The 17,555-nt window shown below is 60.6% G+C and carries 15 protein-coding genes; 7 read left to right on the top strand and 8 right to left on the bottom strand.

The genetic code is table 11. The annotated features are described in order from the left end of the window. Positions 1-164: 164 nt before the first annotated feature. The 3 genes from CKW17_RS17745 to CKW17_RS17735 form a co-directional block, all read right to left on the bottom strand. Complete coding sequence (locus CKW17_RS17745) at positions 165-2,513, bottom strand: FdhF/YdeP family oxidoreductase (RefSeq protein ID WP_095120807.1); 2,349 nt, start codon at positions 2,511-2,513, stop codon at positions 165-167. Beyond that, positions 2,510-3,349, bottom strand: a complete 840-nt coding sequence (gene fdhD, locus CKW17_RS17740; protein WP_095120806.1) for a formate dehydrogenase accessory sulfurtransferase FdhD — start codon at positions 3,347-3,349, stop codon at positions 2,510-2,512. Before fdhD ends, CKW17_RS17745 begins: the two co-directional genes overlap by 4 nt. Before the next feature lie 92 nt (positions 3,350-3,441). Next, positions 3,442-4,329 carry a LysR family transcriptional regulator gene (locus CKW17_RS17735; RefSeq protein WP_095120805.1) on the bottom strand — a complete coding sequence of 296 codons (888 nt, stop codon included), beginning with the start codon at positions 4,327-4,329 and terminating at the stop codon, positions 3,442-3,444. A 138-nt stretch (positions 4,330-4,467) separates the two neighbouring features. Between CKW17_RS17735 and lysM the strand changes: the two genes are divergently transcribed. Next, a complete protein-coding gene (lysM, locus tag CKW17_RS17730; protein ID WP_016986405.1) occupies positions 4,468-4,908 on the top strand; it encodes a peptidoglycan-binding protein LysM in 441 nt (146 codons plus the stop codon). A 100-nt stretch (positions 4,909-5,008) separates the two neighbouring features. On the opposite strand, the gene yrfG is transcribed toward lysM, so the two are convergent. After that, a complete protein-coding gene (gene yrfG, locus CKW17_RS17725; protein WP_095120804.1) occupies positions 5,009-5,671 on the bottom strand; it encodes a GMP/IMP nucleotidase in 663 nt (220 codons plus the stop codon). Between the two features lie 89 nt (positions 5,672-5,760). On the opposite strand from yrfG, the gene nudE reads away from it, so the two are divergent. Next, complete coding sequence (nudE, locus tag CKW17_RS17720) at positions 5,761-6,327, top strand: ADP compounds hydrolase NudE (RefSeq protein WP_034151897.1); 567 nt, start codon at positions 5,761-5,763, stop codon at positions 6,325-6,327. An 11-nt stretch (positions 6,328-6,338) separates the two neighbouring features. Further along, complete coding sequence (gene cysQ, locus CKW17_RS17715) at positions 6,339-7,166, top strand: 3'(2'),5'-bisphosphate nucleotidase CysQ (RefSeq protein WP_095120803.1); 828 nt, start codon at positions 6,339-6,341, stop codon at positions 7,164-7,166. A gap of 205 nt (positions 7,167-7,371) precedes the next feature. On the opposite strand, the gene CKW17_RS17710 is transcribed toward cysQ, so the two are convergent. From CKW17_RS17710 to rfbC, 4 genes are read right to left on the bottom strand one after another with little or no spacing between them, the layout of a single operon-like run. After that, a complete protein-coding gene (locus CKW17_RS17710; protein WP_095120802.1) occupies positions 7,372-7,827 on the bottom strand; it encodes a YiiD C-terminal domain-containing protein in 456 nt (151 codons plus the stop codon). Then, a complete protein-coding gene (locus CKW17_RS17705; RefSeq protein WP_095120801.1) occupies positions 7,824-9,206 on the bottom strand; it encodes a sigma-54 dependent transcriptional regulator in 1,383 nt (460 codons plus the stop codon). Before CKW17_RS17705 ends, CKW17_RS17710 begins: the two co-directional genes overlap by 4 nt. Further along, positions 9,203-11,011, bottom strand: a complete 1,809-nt coding sequence (locus CKW17_RS17700; RefSeq protein WP_095120800.1) for an ATP-binding protein — start codon at positions 11,009-11,011, stop codon at positions 9,203-9,205. Before CKW17_RS17700 ends, CKW17_RS17705 begins: the two co-directional genes overlap by 4 nt. 42 nt (positions 11,012-11,053) lie before the next feature. Continuing rightward, positions 11,054-11,599, bottom strand: coding sequence for a dTDP-4-dehydrorhamnose 3,5-epimerase (gene rfbC / locus CKW17_RS17695; RefSeq protein ID WP_095120799.1), 546 nt, complete (start codon positions 11,597-11,599; stop codon positions 11,054-11,056). Positions 11,600-11,765: 166 nt separating this feature from the next. Between rfbC and CKW17_RS17690 the strand changes: the two genes are divergently transcribed. The 4 genes from CKW17_RS17690 to CKW17_RS17675 all read left to right on the top strand — a co-directional run bounded on the left by CKW17_RS17690 (position 11,766) and on the right by CKW17_RS17675 (position 17,421). After that, a complete protein-coding gene (locus CKW17_RS17690; protein ID WP_095120798.1) occupies positions 11,766-14,678 on the top strand; it encodes an aminotransferase in 2,913 nt (970 codons plus the stop codon). A 293-nt stretch (positions 14,679-14,971) separates the two neighbouring features. After that, on the top strand, positions 14,972-15,850 hold the full coding sequence (gene aguB / locus CKW17_RS17685; RefSeq protein WP_095120797.1) for an N-carbamoylputrescine amidase: 879 nt from the start codon (positions 14,972-14,974) through the stop codon (positions 15,848-15,850). Positions 15,851-15,855: 5 nt separating this feature from the next. Beyond that, positions 15,856-16,962: an agmatine deiminase gene (gene aguA / locus CKW17_RS17680; RefSeq protein ID WP_095120796.1), complete on the top strand. Its 1,107-nt coding sequence runs from the start codon at positions 15,856-15,858 to the stop codon at positions 16,960-16,962. 246 nt (positions 16,963-17,208) lie between these two features. Beyond that, positions 17,209-17,421: a hypothetical protein gene (locus CKW17_RS17675; RefSeq protein ID WP_016986304.1), complete on the top strand. Its 213-nt coding sequence runs from the start codon at positions 17,209-17,211 to the stop codon at positions 17,419-17,421. Positions 17,422-17,555 lie beyond the last annotated feature (134 nt).

Genomic DNA, 17,555 nt, shown 5'->3' with positions numbered 1-17,555 from the left:
CTGTTTTTTGCCGGTCTTTAGCTACTTCGGACAGGCCGTTTTTGTGAAAAAACGGCCTTTTTTGTGGGCGGTTGAAAAGTAGAAGCGAAAAGATCGCAGCCTCCGGCAGCTCCTACAGGAGCCGGTGTAGGAGCTGCCGGAGGCTGCGATCTTTTGATTTTGAATTAAGCAGATTTGGCCATGATCAATCCAGTCTCACTCGCCGCTTCCAACCGAATCGCAATGAACTTCGACGTCGGCGTATGGCTGCCATCCCCGGTGCTCTCCAATGGCACCAGCGGATTCACTTCCGGGTAATAAGCCGCCGCTTGCCCGGCCGGAATATCAAACGCCAACAAAGTGAAGCCTTTCACCCGACGTTCACGACCATCGTCCCATATCGAAACAATGTCAGCCTTCTGCCCCGGACGGAAGCCCAGACGAATGATGTCGGCCTCATTGGCGAACAGCACATCACGCTGGCCCTTCACTCCGCGATAACGGTCGTCGAGACCATAAATCGTCGTGTTGTACTGATCGTGAGAGCGCATCGATTGCAGGATCAGATCCGGCAATTGCCCGGTGGCGCGGGTGCGTTCGTGTACCAGATCTTTCGGCAGCATGTTGGCGCGGAAATTGGCCCGGCCTGATGGCGTGTTCCACTTGCGTGCGCCAGCGCTGTTACCGAGGTAGAAACCGCCCGGGTTCTTGATCTTCTCGTTGAACTCTTTGAAGTTGGGAATGGTGTCGGCGATCAGTTCGCGGATGCGCCCGTAATCGGCCACCAGCCAGTTCCAGTCCACCGGTTTGCTGCCCAGTGTGGCAGCAGCGATACCGGCGATGATCGACGGCTCGGAGCGCATCTGGTTCGACAGTGGCTGCAACTGACCGTTGGAGGCGTGAACCATGCTGAACGAGTCTTCCACGGTGACCGCTTGCGGGCCTTCGGTCTGGATGTCGATGTCGGTACGACCGAGGCACGGCAGGATCAGCGCGTCTTTACCGTGAGCGAGGTGGCTGCGGTTGAGTTTGGTGCTGATCTGCACGGTCAGGTCGCAATTGCTCAGCGCTGCGAACGTGCGCGGGCTGTCCGGCGTGGCTTGGGCGAAGTTGCCGCCCAGACCGATAAAGACCTTCGCACGACCTTCGGCCATCGCATGGATCGCCTCGACCACGTTGTGGCCGTTGTGGCGCGGCACCTTGAACTGGAAGCGTCGCTCCAGCGAGTCAAGGAACGCCACCGGCGGACGCTCGTTGATGCCCATCGTGCGGTCGCCCTGCACGTTACTGTGGCCGCGCACCGGGCACAGGCCGGCGCCCGGTTTGCCGATATTGCCGCGCAGCAGCATCAGGTTGGCGATTTCCTGGATGGTCGGCACCGAATGGCGATGCTGGGTGATACCCATCGCCCAGCACATGATCACGTTCTTGCCCTTGGCGTACATGCGCGCAGCTTGCTCGATTTCTACGAGGGTCAAGCCGGATTGCTCGACGATCTGTTCCCACGGCGTGTCATCGACCACGCCCAAGTACTCGAGGACGTTGGCGCTATGGGCGTTGAGGAAGTCGTGATCGAACACAGCAGGTTCGCCAGCCTTCTGCGCATCGCGCTCCCATTGCAGAAGGAACTTGGCCATGCCGCGCAGCAGCGCCATGTCGCCACCGAGGGCCGGACGGAAATAGGCGGTGTTGGTCGGTTTATCGCCGTTGGTGAGCATTTCAATCGGGTGTTGCGGGTGCTGGAAACGTTCCAGGCCACGCTCTTTCAACGGGTTGATGCACACCACTTGCGCGCCGCGCTTCACCGCTTCACGCAGCGGTTCGAGCATGCGCGGGTGGTTGGTGCCCGGGTTCTGGCCCCAGACGAAAATTGCGTCGGCGTGTTCGAAATCGTCGAAAGTCACGGTGCCTTTGCCGACGCCGACACTTTGCGCCAACGCCACACCGCTGGCCTCGTGGCACATGTTCGAGCAGTCAGGGAAGTTGTTGGTGCCGTAGGCGCGCACGAACAGCTGGTACAGATACGCCGCCTCGTTGCTGGCGCGACCCGAGGTGTAGAACTCGGCCAGATCCGGGCTCGGCAGGCTTTGCAGGTGCTTGGCGATCAGCGTGTAGGCGTCGTCCCAGCTGATCGGCTTGTAGCGATCGGTTTCGGCGTCGTAGACCATCGGCTCGGTCAGGCGGCCCTGATATTCCAGCCAGTAATCGCTCTGCTCCAGCAAGGAGGTCACGCTGTGTTTGGCGAAGAACTTGGCGTCGACACGACGCTTGGTGGCTTCCCAGTTAACCGCTTTCGCGCCGTTTTCGCAGAACTTGACCATGCCGCTTTCCGGCGAATCACCCCACGCGCAACCCGGGCAGTCGAAGCCGCCGTTCTGGTTGGTCTTGAGCATCATGCGCAGGTTTTTCAGCGCGTTGTCGCTGGTCAACCAGGCCTGAGCCACACTGATCAGGGCACCCCAGCCGCCGGCGGCGCCTTTGTATGGCTTGTAGCGCGGGACAGGTTTCTGGTCGGCTTGATGATGTTGGCTCACGCTTGATTCTCCATCGCGGGGCTATACACCCGCGGCGCACTTTTCTGCGGCAGGTGGATGAGATTGAGGTTGTGTCGACGGGCCCATTGCACGGCAAGGCCCGTGGGCGCGGACAGGCTGACTAAAGTCTGGATGCCGGCGCGCAAGACTTTCTGGATCAATTCGAGGCTGCAACGGCTGGTGACAATCGCCAGGCCGCCGTCTGTGGATATCTTTTGCCGGATCAGTCCGCCGATCAGCTTGTCGAGGGCGTTGTGCCGGCCGATGTCTTCGCGGCCGAGCAGCAATTCGCCGCAGGCATTCATGAACACCGCCGCGTGCACCGCACCGCAGTACTGGCCCAAGGGTTGAAATGCACTGATGCGCTGACGCAAACCGTCGAGCCATTCAATCGGCGGCAACGGCGCACCGGGCAGGACTTTCAGATCAGGCAGCGCCTGTTCCACCGCTTCGACACCGCACAACCCGCAACCGCTGGTGCCGGCCATTTGCCGGCGCTGTTGCTTGAGGTTCCAGAACGCGCGATTGGCGATAGTCACTTGCGCGTATTGCGCCGAGCCTGCGCCGGTCAGTTGCAGGTCATAAATGTCGCTGGCGTCGATGATGATGCCGCTGCCGAGGCTGAAGCCGACGATGAAGTCTTCCAGGTCGGTCGGCGTCACCAGCATCACCGCCTGGCTGATGCCGTTGTAGGCGATCGCCAACGCAACTTCCTCGGCCAGCGCAGTGCTGGCCGATTCCTCGCGGGGCAAATCGCTGTAACTGTAGGTCTGGCTGGCGGCAGGCGCGGGCGTTTCGATTACTGGCGCCGCGCAGGCTGGGCGCTTGGCGTTCATGGCATCACCGACGGTTTGATCAACGTTAAGACTAGGCGCGGCAAGTTGTCGCGTCTAATCGCTAGTGTCGATCTATCGATAGAGGCCGTCGATCACGAAGCCTCTGGTGATTTTTGATACAGCGCGAAACAGGCCTCGGCCAGCGCCGAACGCGGGGCGCTGCGGCGCATGATCAAGCCCAGCGGGGCGAGGGTCTGGGCGTTTTCGATGGGTTGCAGGCGCAGGTGATCGGTGAGTTTTTCCAGACCACCGTCGAGCGGCATGATCGCGCAGCAAAAGCCGCCGTGTACTGCTTGTAACAATTGATGCACGGCGTCGGTTTGCAGCAAGGGTTGCGGGGTCAGGCCACGGCTGTGGAAGTTGTGGTCGATGGACTGGCGAAAATGCATGCCGCTGGTGAGCATGCCCAGCGGCAGTTCGATCAGTGACTGCCAGCTCAACGGAGCCTCGCCAAAGGTGAAGGTGCGCTGGTCGTAGAGCAGGCCCATGCGGGTTTCGTTGAAGGTCAGTGATTCGAAGCGTTCGTGATCCAGGCGATCAAGATAGGACACGCCGATGTCGATGCGGTTGTTCGCCAAATGTTCGAGGATCTGTTCGGAACTCAGCGCCGACATTTCGAAACGCAGATCCGGGTGTGCGGCATGCAGGCGTTGCATCAAAGGCAGCGGATCGAAACTCGACAGTGGCACCACGCCCAACCGCAACGTGCCGATCAGGTTGCCGCGACACGCCGCTGCTTCAGCGTGTAAACCGTCATAAGCCGCCATTACCGAACGTGCCCACGCCAGCACACGCTCGCCGGGTGCGGTGAAGCCTTCGAAACGCTGGCCACGGTTGACCAGCGGCAGGTCGAGTTCTTCTTCGAGGCTGCGCAGGCGCATCGACAGGGTTGGCTGGGTAATGTGGCAACGCGCGGCGGCCTGGCCGAAGTGGCGGGTTTCGTCGAGGGCGATGAGGAATTTCAGCTGCTTGATGTCCATCTTCGCTCCGGGCGCTGGCAGGGGTGGCCGATTCTACCGCTTGCGCGGTGGCAGGGTCATTGGTCGGCTTGGAACCGGGTTTGTCTGCGGTGGTCTAGGCTTGGACGACTGACCCTTTATTCCATGGAGAGAACCACGATGAGTCTTTTAAGTTTTGTAAAAGAAGCCGGTGAAAAGCTGATCGATCTGCTGACCCCGGGCAACGCCAATGCCAGTGAGCAGTTGAAGGAACACATCAGCAAGGTCGGCCTGGGCAATCCGAATGTGCAGGCGACGGTGGATGGCGACAAAGTGACCGTCACCGGAGAAGTCGCGAGTCAGGAAGAGAAAGAGAAGATTCTGCTGGCGGTGGGCAATATTGCCGGGGTTGGCAGCGTGGATGACCAGATTACTGTGAGTGGCCCGGTTGTCACTGCCGCACAATTTGTCGTGGTCAAGTCGGGTGACACCCTCAGCGCTATTTCTCTGCGTGTGTACGGGGATGCCAACAAGTATCAGAAAATTTTCGATGCCAACAAACCGATGCTCAAGGATGTGAACAAAATCTATCCGGGGCAGACTCTGCGTATTCCTGAGTAACACAAAACACCTGTAGGAGCTGCCTCAGGCTGCGATTTTTTGACTTTGATTTTTAGAAACCAGATCAAAAGATCGCAGCCTTCGGCAGCTCCTACAAAGATCAAAGACCAGCGATCAAATCCCGATAATCCTCAACCGCCGCAAACTCAGCCGTGTCCTTTGGCCCCTTGCGACTGTCCGGCTCTTTCACCGCCAACAGATGCGCCACACCAAAATCCCGCGCACTGCGCAGAATCGGCAAGGTATCGTCGATAAACAGGCTACGCGCCGGATCAAAGCCGATATCGGCCTGCAAGGCATCCCAGAACTGCGGATTTTCCTTGGGAAAACCGTAGTCATGCGAGCTGATCAGCCGTTCGAAATACGGCGCCAGTTCGATCCGCTCAAGCTTCAGCGACAGTGAATCGCGGTGCGCGTTGGTGATCATGATCACCCGTTTGCCGGCGCGTTTGATCGCCGCCAGAAAGGTATCGGCATCCGGTCGCAAGGCAATCAGATGCGCAGTTTCCAGCTTCAATTCCCGCACCGACAACTTCAGCTCGGCACTCCAGAAATCCAGGCAATACCACTGCAACTGACCGGCATGGCGTTCGAACAGCGGCTGCAATTCCATCTCGGCCATGGCCCGGCTGACCCCGTGCAGTTCGGCGTAACGCTGGGGCAGGTGTTCCAGCCAGAAATGATTGTCGAAGTGCAGATCCAGCAGCGTGCCGTCCATGTCGAGCAGAACGGTATCGATGTCGGACCACGGTAATGAAGGCATGGCAACGTCTCGAAACGGTAGAAAGATATCCGACATAAACAATCGGGAAAGCCGCGTTATAGTAGCGCGTTCACGCCAAGGAGCTTTGCATGCGCCAGAAACCCACCGTACTTGCCCGCGAGATCGTCGCCACCAGTCGCCTGTTTTGCGTTGAAGAACTCAAACTGCGTTTTTCCAACGGCGTGGAGCGCACGTACGAGCGTCTGGTTGGCAAAGGTGCGGGCTATGGCGCGGTGATGATTGTAGCGATGCTGGATGCCGAGCACGCGGTGCTGGTCGAAGAGTATTGCGGCGGTACTGACGAATATGAGTTGTCCCTGCCCAAAGGCCTGATCGAGCCCGGCGAGGATGTATTGGCAGCGGCCGAGCGCGAACTCAAGGAAGAGGCTGGTTTTGGTGCGCGGCAACTGGAGCATCTGACCGAGCTGTCGTTGTCGCCCGGTTACATGAGCCAGAAGATTCAGGTGGTCCTGGCCACTGATTTGTACGAAGAGCGTCTGGAAGGCGATGAGCCTGAGCCGATGCGCGTCGATAAGGTGAACCTGCGCGAACTGTCGTCGCTGGCGCTCAATCCGCAATTTTCCGAAGGTCGTGCCCTGGCCGCCCTGTATTTGACCCGCGATCTGCTGACCGAGCGCGGGTTCTTTCCAGCATGAGTGAGATATCGATGACGTTTCCCCACCCGTTGATGGCGCCGGTCGTTGAGCTGGCATTGCAGGCCGGCGAGGCGACTTTGCCGTTCTGGCGCTCCGGCGTTGAAGTCACGGCCAAGTCCGATGACTCGCCCGTGACGGCGGCGGATCTGGCCGCGCATCATCTGATTGTCGCCGGGCTGACGGTGCTGGATCCGAGCATTCCAGTGTTGTCGGAAGAAGACGCCAACATCCCTCAGAGCGTACGCGCCGGCTGGCAGCGCTGGTGGCTGGTGGATCCGCTGGATGGCACCAAGGAGTTCATCAGCGGCAGTGAAGAGTTCACTGTGAATATTGCGCTGATCGAAAACGGTCGTGTGGTGTTTGGCGTGGTGTCGATGCCAACCAATGGTCGTTTCTACGTGGGAGGCGCCGGTCTTGGTGCGTGGCGCTGCGACAAGGGCGGCACGCCGGTTGCGATTCAGGTGCGTGATGTGCCGGCACCGGGTGAGGCATTTACCGTGGTGGCCAGCCGTCGTCATTCGAGTCCCGAGCAAGAGCGTTTGCTGGCGGGGTTGAGTGCGAGTCTGGGCGAGTTGCAATTGGCCAATATCGGCAGCTCGCTGAAATTTTGCCTGCTGGCGGAAGGCGCGGCGGATTGCTATCCGCGCCTGGCACCGACTTCGCAATGGGACACGGCGGCGGCGCAAGGTGTGCTGGAAGGGGCGGGCGGTGAGGTACTGGATCTGCGTGGGGCGGCGTTCTGCTATCCGGCGCGGGAATCACTGCTGAACGAGTTCTTTTTGGCGCTGCCGGCGAAGGCGGCGTGGCGTTCCAGATTGTTGGAGTTGGCTCGGGGTTAAGTGGGCTGATCCGCAATCCCCCTCACCCCAGCCCTCTCCCCCGGGAGAGGGAGCCGACCACAGGATATTTGAGAGCTGCGCCGACCTGGTCGAGCTTTGCTGAATCCACAATCGCTGCGGTCTTTCAGGTCGATGTATAACGCAAGACACCTCGGTCAGTTCCCTCTCCCTCGGGGAGAGGGTTAGGGTGAGGGGCTCTTGATCTTCAGCGGTGCAAAACGTACTGCCCGGTAAATGTCACGGCGTCTTCTTCGCTGCCCTGATTGACGATCCGCGTATCGAGCGCCAACCGCGCCCGCCCATAACGCCGATACATCGCCAGAAACTTCTTCCACACCGCTGAATCCGGCGCCGGGCAAATCGCCACGGCATCTCCAGTGACCGGAAGCGGATAACTGATCTGCCCCTCCTGAATCACGATGTGCCCGTCGGTGATGCCTTCTTCCTTCAAGCGCAAATGCAACCACCCCCAACCGGCCAGCACCGCGCCGCAGTAAAGGCTGCCGCCGAACATGGTGCTCTTGTGATTGACGTTCGGATCGAGGGGCAGATGCAGACTCAACTGCTGTTCATGCCAGGCAAGCACTTTCAGCCCCATGTCCCGGGTCAGGGGAATGTCGTGATGCAGAACCGACTCCAGATAGCGACTGTCTGTGCTCATTCGTTCTCGTCCCCATGGCTACTGTCGCCGAAGTTGAGGCCATGCTTGCGCAATTTGTCATGCAGGGTTTTGCGCGGAATGCCCAAGGCTTCGGCGAGGCTGCGCACTGAACTGTGGGAGCGCCCCAGTTCGGCCGCGATCAAGGATTTTTCGAAATTTTCCACCTGCTCGCTGAGACCGCCGCCAGTGACTTCCACGGTGGCGCCGGCACCTTCGGCGCCGCTGTGATCCAGCGCCAGTTCCAGTCCAAGAGCAAAGCGTTCGGCGGCATTCTGCAGTTCACGCACGTTGCCCGGCCAGGTGTGGCGCAGCAGCAAGGCGCGTTGCGCCGGTTGCAGTTCATGCGGCGGTAAACCGTGGCGGGCGCTGGCTTCATCGGCGTAATGCTGGAACAGCACCAGCGCATCTTCGCCGCGTTCGCGCAGCGGCGGGATGCGCAGTGGCGCGACGTTGAGGCGGTAATACAAGTCGGCGCGGAAGCGGCCTTGATCGGCGGCCTGGCGCAGGTCTTCCTTGGTTGCGGCGATCACGCGGATGTCCAGCGGGATCAGTTGATTGCCGCCCAACCGCTCGACGACGCGCTCCTGCAGCATGCGCAGCAACTTCACCTGCACGTCCATGCTCATGCTTTCGATTTCATCGAGAAACAGCGTGCCGCCATTGGCGAATTCGAACTTGCCGATCCGGCGTTTTTGCGCACCGGTGAACGCGCCGGGCTCGTGGCCGAACAGTTCGCTTTCGACCACTGACTCGGCCAGTGCGCCGGCATTGATCGCCACGAACGGGCCGTTACGGCGGCTGGACAAATCGTGCAGCGCACGGGCGACCACTTCTTTACCGGCGCCGGTTTCGCCGAGGATCAGCACGTCAGCCTTGGTCGCGGCGAGCGCGCCGATCTGCTCACGCAGGCGCAGCATCGGTGTCGAATGGCCGACCAGTCGCGCGCTCAGTTCATTGCGGTCACTCAGTGCCAGACGCAAGCTGCGGTTGTCGAGCACCAGCCGGCGCAGGGCGAGGGCACGGCGCACGCTGTCGAGCAGTGCGTCGCTGGCGAAGGGTTTTTCGAGAAAGTCATAAGCGCCGGCACGCATGGCTTGCACCGCCAGCGGCACATCGCCGTGCCCAGTGATCAGCAGCACGGGTAATTCCGGATCCTGCGCGTGCAATTCGCTGAGCAATTCCAGTCCGTCCATGCCCGGCATGCGAATGTCGCTGACCACCACGCCGGGCCAGTCACGCTCAAGCTGCGCCGCCAGACCCTTGGCTTCGGACAGCGGCAGAATTTTCAGACCGGCCAGATCCAGTGTCTGGCCGAGGGCCTGACGCAGGTGCGGATCGTCGTCGATCAACACCACCTGAATGCGATTGTCGATGGTCATGCACTTCGATCCTCGGACGGTTGCAGGCTGACCCCGGGCGCACCGGCGCGCAGCCGCAGGGTAATCAAGGCGCCGCCTTGCTTGTGGTTGGCAAACGACAGTTCACCACCGAAGGCGCGCATCAGCGTTTCACAGATTGCCAGCCCCAAACCCAAGCCCTGAGTGCGGGTCTTGGTGGTGTAGAAGGGCTCGCTGGCGCGGCCGAGGGCTTCCATGCAGAACCCTGGGCCGTTGTCGCGAATGTACAGATTGACGCCCTCGGCGGTGGATTCGGCACTCAACCACAGTTTGCGTGGCGGACCTTTTTCGGTGAGGGCATCGAGGGCGTTGGCCAGCAGATTGCCGAGCACCTGACGCAGGCGCGTTTCCCCTGCCTCGACCCACAGAGTCGCGGCTGGCAGATCGCGAATCAGCTCAACCTCCATGCTGCGGCGCCGTTTGGCGAGCAAGGCCAGCGCATCGTCGAGCGCCGGTTGCAGGGCAACGCTTTCCGGCGCGTGGCGATCGCGGCGGGCGAAGGCGCGCAGGTGGGCGATGATCGAGGCCATGCGCCCGGTCAGTTCGCTGATCAGTTTAAGGTTGCCGCGCGCATCGTCGGTGCGCTGATGATCGAGCAACACCTCGGCGTTTTCCGCGTAGCTGCGGATCGCTGCCAGCGGCTGATTGAGTTCGTGGCTGATGCTCGCTGACATGGTCCCCAGTGCCGACAACTTGCCGGCCTGGACCAGATCGTCCTGGGCGCGCACCAGTTCCTGCTGGGCTTGTTCACGCTCCAGTACTTCTTCTTTCAAACGCCGGTTGAGGCCTTCGAGGTCGCTGGTGCGCTCGGCGACGCGGCCTTCCAGTTCGCGGCGTGCCTTGGCCTCGAACGCGATGCGTTCCAGATAATGCCGACGGCGCTGCATCATCAGACCGAGCAATAGCATCAGTACCAACAACGTGGCGCCGCCGATGGCAACCACGGTCCGCACCGGGCGATCAATCAGCGTGCGCGGGGCGAGGATGCTGACGCTCCAGCCTGTTTCGGCAATGTCGTGGGTCTGGATCAGCCACGCCGTCGGACTAAGGTTAAGCGGGCGCGGATCGCGGGTCGGGTAGGGCTGGATGGCAGTGATCGCCGAGCGTTCGCTGTCGCTCAAGTTACGGGTCGAGCGAAAGCGCCATTCGGGGCGCGAGGTGAGGATGACCACGCCGTTGTGGTCGGTGACCAACAGTTGTTCCGGGGTTTTACCCCAAAGGCTTTCGGTGTGGTCGAGGTCGACCTTGATCACCAGCACGCCGATGATCTTTTCGCCGTTACGCACGGCGGCGGCGAAGAAATAACCGCGTTTGGCCGACGTGGTGCCGAGGCCGAAGAAGCGCCCTAGACGTCCGGCCATGGCTTCGCTGAAGTAGGGGCGGAAAGAAAAATTGCGGCCGACAAAACTGTCATGCTTGTCCCAGTTCGACGCCGCCAGTGTCTGGCCGCTGGTGTCCATCAGGTACATGACTTCGGCGCCAGTCTGCGCGGCAATGTTCTTCAGCAGGCGATTGGCATTGCCTTGGGTGACGCCGTCGTCCGGCGCACCGAGTACCGCGCGCAGCGCCGGCAGGTCGCCGAGGATTTGCGGCAACACTTCATAGCGGTGCAGGGTGCCCAGCAGGTTGGCGACGTACAGGTCGAGGGTCTGGCGGTTCTGGCCGGCCAGTTCGCTGCGGTAATAGCGCTCGGCGAGATGTTCCAGCGGCCACAGCAGCGGCGCCAGGCACAGGGCCAGCAGCGCGAGACTGCGCCAGCGGGGTCTGGGGGGAAGGGTTGGTTTCATGAGCCAAATGCGCCTGTAGGGACAGACGCATTATGCCCGGCCTCAGGCGAAGACGTCAGCGTCCTTGAGCAGGGCTGCGGCCTGATCCTTGGCGGACAGCTTCGGCGCTTCGTCCAGCTGCCAGTCGATGCCCAGAGCCGGGTCATCCCAACGAATGCTGCGCTCGGACGATGGATCGTAGTAGTTGGTGGTCTTGTAGAGGAATTCAGCGAACTCGCTCAGCACCACGAAACCATGGGCGAAACCTTCCGGCACCCACAGTTGACGATGGTTTTCCGCTGAAAGGCGCACCGCCACCGATTTGCCGAAGTGCGGCGAGCTGCGGCGAATATCCACGGCCACATCCAATACTTCGCCAACGGTCACGCGGACCAGTTTGCCCTGGGTGTTTTGCAGTTGGTAATGCAGGCCACGCAACACGCCTTTTTGCGAACGCGAGTGGTTGTCCTGGACGAATTGCGTGTCCAGACCGGTGGCGTCCTGGAACGCTTTGGCATTGAAGCTCTCGTAGAAAAAGCCGCGCTCGTCACCAAACACCTTCGGTTCGATGATCAGGACACTGGGCAGGTCGGTGGTGATTACATTCATGGGGACTTCCATAGGCTGGTGTGAATGGCCGACATTCTTGCGCAAAGTGCCGGAGGGTGCGAGTGCTGGAAGACAAATAGCCCGTATACCTTTGCGCGGTTGGGGGTTGCGGATCCCGTCCAGCAATGGCGATATAGGCGCCTAATAACATTTCAGGGGTCGTTTCATGCCGCTCGCCACGTTGATTCATCGTGCCAGTTTGCCCAGCCCGCAGGTGTCTGCCGAGCAGGCCCGGCAATGGCTGGCGGAGCATTACGGGCTTAGCGGCACGTTGCAGGCTCTTGGCAGTCAGCAGGATCTGAATTTTCGCGTCGACAGCCCACGCGGGCGCTTCGTGCTGAAAATCTGCCGAGGCGATTACGCCCTGGTGGAGCTGCAAGCCCAGCATGCCGGACTCAAGTATCTGGCCGAACACTGCGCGGTGACGGTGCCGCGGGTGATCGCGGCCAATAACGGCGAAGACCTGCTGTCACTGGAAGTCGGCGGCGAAACCGTTCATGTGCGGCTGCTGGATTACATCGAGGGCCAGCCGCTCACGCATCTCGAACACTTGGGGCGCGACGTGGTGGCGGGGTTTGGCCGGCTCTGCGGCGAGATGGATCTGGCGTTGGCCGGGTTCGACCATCCGGGACTTGAGCGCACGTTGCAGTGGGATGCCCGCCACGCCAGCGCACTGATCAGCCACCTTCTGCCGGTGATCAGGGATGAGCAGCAACGCACATCGATCGCCGACGCCGCCGCGCAGGCCGAGCGCCGCTTGCAGCCGTTGCTGGACAAGCTGCCGGTGCAGGCGATCCACATGGACATCACCGATGACAACGCTGTCTGGGCGCGCCATGCCCAGCGTCACTGGCAGTTGCAGGGTGTGATCGACTTTGGCGATCTGGTGCGCACCTGGCGCATCACCGATCTGTCGGTGACGTGTGCGGCGTTGCTGCATCACGCCGATGGTGAACCGTTTGTCATCCTGCCGGCGGTGCAGGCCTACCACGCGGTCAACCCGCTGCAACATGAGGAGCTGCAAGCACTGTGGCCATTGATCGTCGCGCGCGCGGCGGTATTGGTGCTTAGTGGCGAGCAACAGGTCAGCATCGACCCGACGAATACTTACAGCCGCGACAACCTCAGCCATGAGTGGGAAATCTTCAGGGTGGCGACATCGGTGCCACAGGCGCTGATGGAAGCGGCGATCCTCACTGCCGTCGGTCACGCATTGCCGGCGATCGACAGCGCAGGTTTTGCGCCATTGCTGCCCGGTCTGGTCGGGCGCGAGTTTGCGCTGATCGATCTCGGTGTCCTGAGTCCGCATTTCGAGGCCGGCAACTGGGAGCAGGAGGGTATCGATCAGCACCTGTTGAACGAAGCGGCGGCGGCCCATGGTTTGGCGGCGAGCCGTTATGGTCAGTACCGTTTGTCGCGCACTCGTCCCGACTGTGCCGTTGAACCGGACACCTTCCCGCTGCACGTGGAATTGCGTGTGCCCGATGGTACCGCCGTGGAGGCTCCGTTCGCTGGCGTCGTGCATCAGGCAACTGACGGTGTGCTGCAACTGGATGGCCCGCAACTCAGCGTGCGCCTGTGGGGCGTGACACCGTCGCTGCACAGCGGCGCGGCGCTGGTCAAAGGTCAGGTGCTGGGCGCGGTCAGCGGCCCGTTGCAGGTGCAGTTGTGTCGGGGCGCGCAGCTCAATGCGCCGCTGTTTTGCCCCCCGGCGCATGCCGCGGCTTGGCAGGCGCTGTGCCCATCGCCGGCCGCATTGTTGGGGCTGGCCTGCGATGCCGAGCCGGAGCTGGACGCGAAAACGTTACTCGAACGCCGCGATGCCAGTTTCGCTCGTACGCAAAAACACTACTACGCCGATCCGCCGCGTATCGAACGTGGCTGGCGCAATCACCTGATCGACATGCAGGGCCGTTCCTATCTGGACATGCTCAACAATGTTGCGGTGCTCGGTCATGGTCACCCGCGCATGGCAGCGGTCGCGGCTCGCCAGTGGTCGTTGCTCAACACCAATTCGCGGTTCAACTATGCGGCGGTGGCGGAGTTTTCCGAGCGCTTGCTGAAGCTGGCGCCGGAGGGCATGGATCGGGTGTTTCTGGTCAACAGCGGCAGCGAGGCCAACGACCTGGCGATTCGTCTGGCGTGGGCCTATAGCGGCGGTCGCGACATGATCAGCGTGCTCGAGGCCTATCACGGCTGGACCATTGGCGCCGATGCGGTCTCGACGTCGATTGCCGACAACCCGAAAGCCCTTGAAAGTCGCCCGGACTGGGTGCATCCGGTATCTGCGCCAAACACTTATCGCGGTGAATTCCGCGGTCTCGATTCAGCGCCGGATTATGTGCGCAGCGTTGAGCACCACCTGGGGAAGCTCGCCGAGCAGAAGCGCCAATTGGCCGGGTTTATCTGTGAGCCGGTGTATGGCAATGCCGGCGGTATCTCGCTGCCGCCGGGATATTTGAAACAGGTGTACGGGTTGGTGCGCGCGCAGGGCGGCGTGTGCATCGCCGACGAAGTGCAGGTCGGGTACGGGCGCATGGGCCATTTCTTCTGGGGCTTTGAAGAGCAGGGCGTGGTGCCGGACATCATTTGCATGGCCAAGGGCATGGGCAACGGTCAACCGCTGGGTGCGGTCATCACGCGGCGGGAAATTGCCGAGGCGCTGGAGGCCGAGGGCTATTTCTTCTCATCGGCGGGCGGCAGTCCGGTGAGCTGCCAGATCGGCATGGCGGTGCTCGATGTCATGGAAGAAGAAAAACTCTGGGAAAACGCACAGGTGGTCGGTGGCCACTTCAAGGCGCGGCTCGAAGCGCTGATCGATAAACATCCGCTGGTGGGCGCGGTGCACGGTTCCGGGTTCTATCTCGGGCTTGAGCTGATTCGTAATCGCGAGACGCTGGAGCCGGCGACCGAGGAGACCGCGCTGCTGTGCGATCGCTTGCGTGAATTGGGGGTTTTCATGCAGCCGACCGGTGATGATCTGAACATTCTCAAGATCAAACCGCCGATGGTGACGTCGCGCCAGAGCGTGGATTTCTTTGTCGACATGCTCGACCGAGTCCTCACAGAAGGCCTGTAACGCTGATCACGTGTAGGAGCTGCCGAAGGCTGCGATCTGTTGATTCTGCTTTTTAAAATCAAGATCAAAAGATCGCAGCCTTCGGCAGCTCCTACAGAAAGTGCGACAATAATTCGATTTATATCGGCTTTTGTTTGGTTTATTTAGACGAAAGGCATTTAACAAGCTACTAAAGCCGATATTTATCGGCTATAAAGTCGCCATTGCTCCGGCATGGCGATCTCATGTCCGGTGCGCGCGTTTTCTTTTCGGTCGAATTGTCGACCGCCAAAGCACTTGCCCGGAGATGATTCATGAGCCGTATCGTTACCGTTGCCGCCACTCAGATGGCCTGTTCCTGGGATCTGCAAGCCAACCTCGAAATCGCTGAAAGGCTGGTGCGTGAAGCCGCCGCCAAAGGCGCACAGATCATCCTGATTCAGGAGCTGTTCGAGGCGCCGTACTTCTGCCAGAAGCCAAACCCGGACTACCTGCAACTGGCGACGACGGTGGAAGAAAACGTCGCGATCAAACATTTCCAGAAAATCGCCAAAGAGCTGCAAGTGGTACTGCCGATCAGCTTCTACGAACTGGCCGGCCGCGCACGTTTCAACAGCATCGCGATCATCGATGCCGACGGCAGCAACCTCGGGATTTATCGTAAAAGCCACATCCCGGATGGCCCGGGTTACCACGAGAAGTACTACTTCAACCCGGGCGACACCGGTTTCAAAGTGTGGAACACCCGTTACGCGAAGATCGGCGTGGGCATCTGCTGGGATCAGTGGTTCCCGGAAGCTGCACGCAGCATGGCCCTGCAAGGCGCGGAAATTCTGTTTTACCCAACCGCAATCGGCAGCGAGCCGCACGACAAAACCATCTCCTCGCGCGATCATTGGCAGCGTGTGCAGCAGGGGCACGCCGGCGCCAACCTGATGCCGCTGATTGCCAGCAACCGCATCGGCAACGAAGAACAGGACGGCTACGACATCACGTTCTACGGCTCTTCGTTCATCGCCAACCAGTTCGGCGAAAAAGTGCAGGAGATGAATAAAACCGAAGAAGGTATTCTTGTGCACACTTTCAACCTCGACGAGCTCGAACACATTCGCAGCGCGTGGGGTTCATTCCGTGACCGCCGTCCGAACCTGTACGGTGCGTTGAAAACCCTCGACGGTTCCCTGGAGTCCTGATCCCGATGACCACCTTGAAAAGTACCCCGCGCGCCGACGGCTTTCACATGCCGGCCGAGTGGGCGCCGCAAACGCAAACCTGGATGATCTGGCCCGAGCGCCCGGACAACTGGCGTCTGGGCGGCAAACCGGCGCAAGCCGCACACGCTGCGGTGGCCAAAGCCATCGCGCGTTTTGAACCCGTCACCGTGGCCGTTTCCGCCGGCCAATACGAAAACGCCCGCGCGCGCCTCGACGTGCCGAATATCCGCGTGGTCGAGATGTCCAGCGATGACGCCTGGGTACGTGACAGCGGCCCGACCTTCGTCATCAACAACAGCGGCGAAGTGCGCGGTGTGAACTGGGACTTCAACGCGTGGGGCGGTTTCGATGGCGGTCTGTATTCGCCGTGGAATCGCGACTCGCAGGTCGGCGGCAAGATCCTCGAGATCGAGCGCAGCCCGCGTTATCGCACTGAAGGTTTTGTGCTCGAAGGCGGTTCGATTCACGTCGACGGCGAAGGCACGCTGATCACCACCGAAGAATGCCTGCTCAACCGCAACCGCAATCCACATCTGGGCCGCGAAGAGATTGAAGCGGTACTCAGCGCCAATCTGTCTGTGGATAAAATCATCTGGCTGCCGGACGGTTTGTTCAACGACGAAACCGACGGCCATGTGGATAACTTCTGCTGCTACGTGCGTCCGGGCGAAGTGCTGCTGGCGTGGACCGACGACCCGCAGGATCCGAACTACCCGCGCTGCCAGGCTGCGATGAAAGTCCTGCAAAGCAGCACCGACGCCAAGGGTCGCCCGTTCACGGTGCACAAAATGCCGATTCCGGGGCCGCTCTACGCGACCGAAGAAGAGTGCGCCGGTGTCGATCCGGTGGACGGGACGCAGGAGCGCAATCCGTCTGTGCGCCTGGCCGGTTCCTACGTGAATTTCCTGATCGTCAACGGCGGCATCATCGCGCCGAGCTTCGACGATCCAATGGATGCCCCGGCGAAAGAGATTCTGCAGAAGCTGTTTCCGCAGCACGAAGTGGTGATGGTGCCGGGCCGTGAACTGTTACTGGGTGGCGGTAATATCCACTGCCTTACCCAACAGCAACCCGCGCCGCACAAAGAGTGAGTTGAGTCGTAACAGCTTGAGTTGATTAACAAATCGGCCGAGCAATGATTAGCTCGCTATGCATGCACACAAGCCCGCAGCCCGGTTGGACTGCGGGCTTCTTTGTATCCGCTTGTCGACAACAGCGAAACATTGGCATAGCTCTTGTATTCATCACTCGTGCACTAGGGAGGGAGGAGAACTTCAACAGTTCTGTCATAAACCTTGGATAACGTAGCCGCTCATGAACGGGGAGAGAGCGCTGAAATGAACGCCGAAGTGAACGTAGTCAGCGAGCGGACGTTGCATCCCATGGCCGTTAACGGCGAATCGCTCCAGATTGTCGCGCACTGGTTGAAGTCCAATGGAACGCGTCAGATCAGGCAACCTGATCCGCGCCGGATGATGATCGAGCGTTACCCCGCTGACCTGTTCAGCGAGGCCGAACTGGACGCGTTGTGGGCTGTGATGGAGGGATAAGAACAACAACAGGGATTGGTCAAAGCGCTGCCGGGATGGCGGCGCTTTTTTATGCCCGATACAAAACCATTGTAGGAGTGAGCCTGCTCGCGATAGCGGTGTGTCAGTTGATATTGATGTCGACTGACACACCG

Source organism: Pseudomonas sp. Irchel s3f10, from assembly GCF_900187515.1.
GTDB lineage: Bacteria > Pseudomonadota > Gammaproteobacteria > Pseudomonadales > Pseudomonadaceae > Aquipseudomonas > Aquipseudomonas tensinigenes.
This window is presented reverse-complemented; position numbering and strand designations above follow the sequence as displayed.

Coding starts and splice junctions, on each gene's coding strand:
- fdhD (WP_095120806.1), bottom strand. CDS start 3,349: ATGAACGCCAAGCGCCCAGCCTGCGCGGCGCCAGTAATCGAAACGCCC.
- CKW17_RS17735 (WP_095120805.1), bottom strand. CDS start 4,329: ATGGACATCAAGCAGCTGAAATTCCTCATCGCCCTCGACGAAACCCGC.
- lysM (WP_016986405.1), top strand. CDS start 4,468: ATGAGTCTTTTAAGTTTTGTAAAAGAAGCCGGTGAAAAGCTGATCGAT.
- yrfG (WP_095120804.1), bottom strand. CDS start 5,671: ATGCCTTCATTACCGTGGTCCGACATCGATACCGTTCTGCTCGACATG.
- nudE (WP_034151897.1), top strand. CDS start 5,761: ATGCGCCAGAAACCCACCGTACTTGCCCGCGAGATCGTCGCCACCAGT.
- cysQ (WP_095120803.1), top strand. CDS start 6,339: ATGACGTTTCCCCACCCGTTGATGGCGCCGGTCGTTGAGCTGGCATTG.
- CKW17_RS17710 (WP_095120802.1), bottom strand. CDS start 7,827: ATGAGCACAGACAGTCGCTATCTGGAGTCGGTTCTGCATCACGACATT.
- CKW17_RS17705 (WP_095120801.1), bottom strand. CDS start 9,206: ATGACCATCGACAATCGCATTCAGGTGGTGTTGATCGACGACGATCCG.
- CKW17_RS17700 (WP_095120800.1), bottom strand. CDS start 11,011: ATGAAACCAACCCTTCCCCCCAGACCCCGCTGGCGCAGTCTCGCGCTG.
- rfbC (WP_095120799.1), bottom strand. CDS start 11,599: ATGAATGTAATCACCACCGACCTGCCCAGTGTCCTGATCATCGAACCG.
- CKW17_RS17690 (WP_095120798.1), top strand. CDS start 11,766: ATGCCGCTCGCCACGTTGATTCATCGTGCCAGTTTGCCCAGCCCGCAG.
- aguB (WP_095120797.1), top strand. CDS start 14,972: ATGAGCCGTATCGTTACCGTTGCCGCCACTCAGATGGCCTGTTCCTGG.
- aguA (WP_095120796.1), top strand. CDS start 15,856: ATGACCACCTTGAAAAGTACCCCGCGCGCCGACGGCTTTCACATGCCG.
- CKW17_RS17675 (WP_016986304.1), top strand. CDS start 17,209: ATGAACGCCGAAGTGAACGTAGTCAGCGAGCGGACGTTGCATCCCATG.